This is a genomic window from Micromonospora arborensis, from assembly GCF_003205615.1.
GTDB classification, from domain to species: Bacteria; Actinomycetota; Actinomycetes; order Mycobacteriales; family Micromonosporaceae; genus Micromonospora; species Micromonospora arborensis.
The window spans coordinates 1-2632 of the sequence record NZ_PYBV01000100.1; the positions used below are offsets into that span (position 1 = coordinate 1).

Here is a 2632-nt window from a genome sequence, read left to right on the forward strand (position 1 = left end):
CAATCTGTCGTTTTTGGGAAAGACCCAGGCGTACGAGCCCGGCATCGCACCCCAGTCCAGCAGCAGCCGCCCCCGCCACCGCTCCTGCTCCGCGGGTGGCACCGGAATCTCCAGTTCCAGACCCAGGTCCACCTGCCGGTACCGCACCCCGACATGCCGGGCGGTCACCCCCGAGGAACCGTCCGCCCCGATCACCGCGCGGGCCGCGATCGTCGTACCGTCGGCCAGCCGCAGGCGTACCCCCTCGGGGTCCTGCTCGATCGCGCGGACGGCGACCCGCTCCCGCATCTGCGCGCCGGCGGCGACCGTCGCCGCGCGCAGCCGGTCGTCGAACTCCTCGCGGCGCACCATGGTCACCACTGGACTGTCGTTACGGCGGGTGAACTCCCGGCGGCCGTCACGGGTGAACGTCACACGGTCCACCCGGTCGTGCGCCGGCACCTCGATCCGATCCTGAACCGCCGCCAGGGAGGTGCCGATCAGGCCACCGCCACAGGTCTTGTACCGCGGATGCGCGGCTCGCTCGACAACCAGGGTGGAGACGCCCGCGCGGGCAGCGGCGTATGCCGCGGAGAGCCCGGCAGGGCCGGCACCGACGACGACGAGATCCCAAATGATCACGAATGCAGCCTAGGGCACCACCGGAAGCGAAGGCCGGCCAGCACGCCGCCCGGACCGCCCGATCGGGTGTGCATCTTCAGTCACCGAGGGGGTAACCGGCGCGGGGCAACCGCCGCGATGGCGGGCGAGCAGAGGAGGAAACCATGCAGCAGGTGCAGTTGTCGGAGGCCGAGCAACGGGTGTACCAGGCGGTCACCACCCTCGAGGCACGCGGGCAGGTGCCGTACCCGGACCTGATCGCCGAGGAGTCCGGGCTGACCTCGGAGCAGGTGGGCAGCCCCCTGCACCTGCTCACCGAGAAGGGCCTGCTGCACCGCGAGGACTCGCCGATGGCGGGCCTCGACTTCGGCCCCCGGTTCTGCGCACGCCAAATGGCGTGACCTACGGAACCATCCGAGACGATTCGCCCCCCGGTGACCCGGGTAGCGATCAGCAATGCGTGATCGACGGTCAACGGGGGGCACGATGAGCGCGGCGCAGACGCCGCAGCCGGTGACGGCGGCCGAGAATCGACGACGCTGGCAGGCGGTCGGCGTCGGATTGGTCGCCGCGTTCATGACGCTGCTCGACGTGAGCATCGTCAACGTCGCGGTGCCGTCCATCGACCGGGCGTTGCACGCGTCGCCGAGCGACCTGCAGTGGATCCTCTCCGGGTACGCGCTCACCTTCGGCCTGGCGCTGGTGCCCGCCGGCCGGTTCGGCGACGCCCGCGGTCGGCGCAACGCGTTCGTCTTCGGCATCGCACTGTTCACCGTGACCAGCGCGCTCGCCGGCCTCGCCACCTCCCCGACGTGGCTGGTCATCGCCCGACTCCTTCAGGGGGCCGCGGCCGGCATCGTCAACCCGCAGGTCATCGGGCTGATCCAACAACTCTTCCGAGGACCGGAACGGGCCCGCCCGTTCGGGCTGCTCGGCGCCACCATCGGCATCTCCACCGCCATCGGGCCGCTGCTCGGCGGACTGCTCATCGCCATCGGCGGCGAGGAACACGGGTGGCGCTGGGTCTTCTTCGTCAACGTGCCGGTCGGCATCCTCGCCGTGATCCTCGGCTGGCGCCTGCTGCCCGGCCGCGCCGCCGGTCAACGCGGCTGGCATCGACTCGACCCGGTCGGCGTCCTGCTGCTCGGCGTCGGCGTGTTCCTGGTACTGCTACCGCTGGTGCAGGAGCAGCAGTGGCACACCCCATGGAAATGGGCGCTCATCCCGGCCGGCCTCGCAGTGCTGGTCGCCTTCGGACTCTGGGAGCGGCGGTACGCACGCCACCACCAACCCCTGTTCGACCTTCGGTTGTTCAGCTTCCAGTCGTACACCCTGGGGTCGCTCATCGCGCTCGTCTACTTCGGCGGCTTCACGGCGATCTTCTTCATCTTCACCCTGTTCCTGCAGATGGGTCTCGGCTACAGCGCGCTCGTCGCCGGCCTGGCCATCACCCCGTTCGCCCTGGGTTCGGCGGCCGCCTCCGTACTGGGTGGCCGCATCGTCAACCGCTTCGGCCGACCACTTGTCGCCAGCGGTCTGCTCGCCGTAGTGGTCGGGCTGGCCGCAACGGTGGTCGCGCTGCACCTCGCGCCGGACGCCCCAGCACCCTGGGTCACCGCCGGCCCGCTGCTCGTCGCCGGCATCGGCAGCGGGCTGGTGATCGCCCCCAACCAGACCCTCACCCTCGCCGAGGTGCCGGTAGCCCAGGCAGGCAGCGGCGCGGGCATGCTCCAGACCGGTCAGCGGATCGGGGCCGCCGCCGGCATCGCCGCCGTCGGCTCGCTGTTCTTCTCGTCGGTGGCCACCAGCCGCGGCAACTGGACCGCAGCCTTCGAAAAGTCCCTCATGCTGGCCACCGGCATCATCGCGCTCGCGCTGATCGCCGCGCTGATCGACATCGTCCGCAGTCACAAACACCGCGAGAACTGACACTGGCCGGCACCCCGTGTGGGGTGCCGGCCAGTGGTCCGGTGTTCGTGTGCGGGGGTCAGCTGTTCCAGTACTGGCCGACGAGGTCGGCGGCCTGCTGCTC

Annotated in this window: 3 protein-coding genes; 2 read left to right on the forward strand and 1 reads right to left on the reverse strand. The window is 70.6% G+C overall.

Annotated elements, in window-relative coordinates; translation table 11 throughout:
• On the reverse strand, positions 1-621 hold a 621-nt coding region (locus tag C7C45_RS32990; RefSeq protein WP_146247491.1), incomplete at its 3' end, for an NAD(P)/FAD-dependent oxidoreductase.
• Positions 622-764: 143 nt separating this feature from the next.
• Between C7C45_RS32990 and C7C45_RS32995 the strand changes: the two genes are divergently transcribed.
• Both C7C45_RS32995 and C7C45_RS33000 read left to right on the forward strand, forming a co-directional pair.
• Entirely contained in the window at positions 765-1001 is a 237-nt protein-coding gene (locus C7C45_RS32995; RefSeq protein ID WP_110568836.1) for a hypothetical protein, read from the forward strand.
• Positions 1002-1086: 85 nt separating this feature from the next.
• Positions 1087-2529: an MFS transporter gene (locus tag C7C45_RS33000; protein WP_110568838.1), complete on the forward strand. Its 1443-nt coding sequence runs from the start codon at positions 1087-1089 to the stop codon at positions 2527-2529.
• Positions 2530-2632 lie beyond the last annotated feature (103 nt).

Excerpts from the sequence above, each read along its gene's own strand:
- C7C45_RS33000 (WP_110568838.1), top strand. The coding sequence starts at position 1,087 with ATGAGCGCGGCGCAGACGCCGCAGCCGGTGACGGCGGCCGAGAATCGA.
- C7C45_RS32995 (WP_110568836.1), top strand. The coding sequence starts at position 765 with ATGCAGCAGGTGCAGTTGTCGGAGGCCGAGCAACGGGTGTACCAGGCG.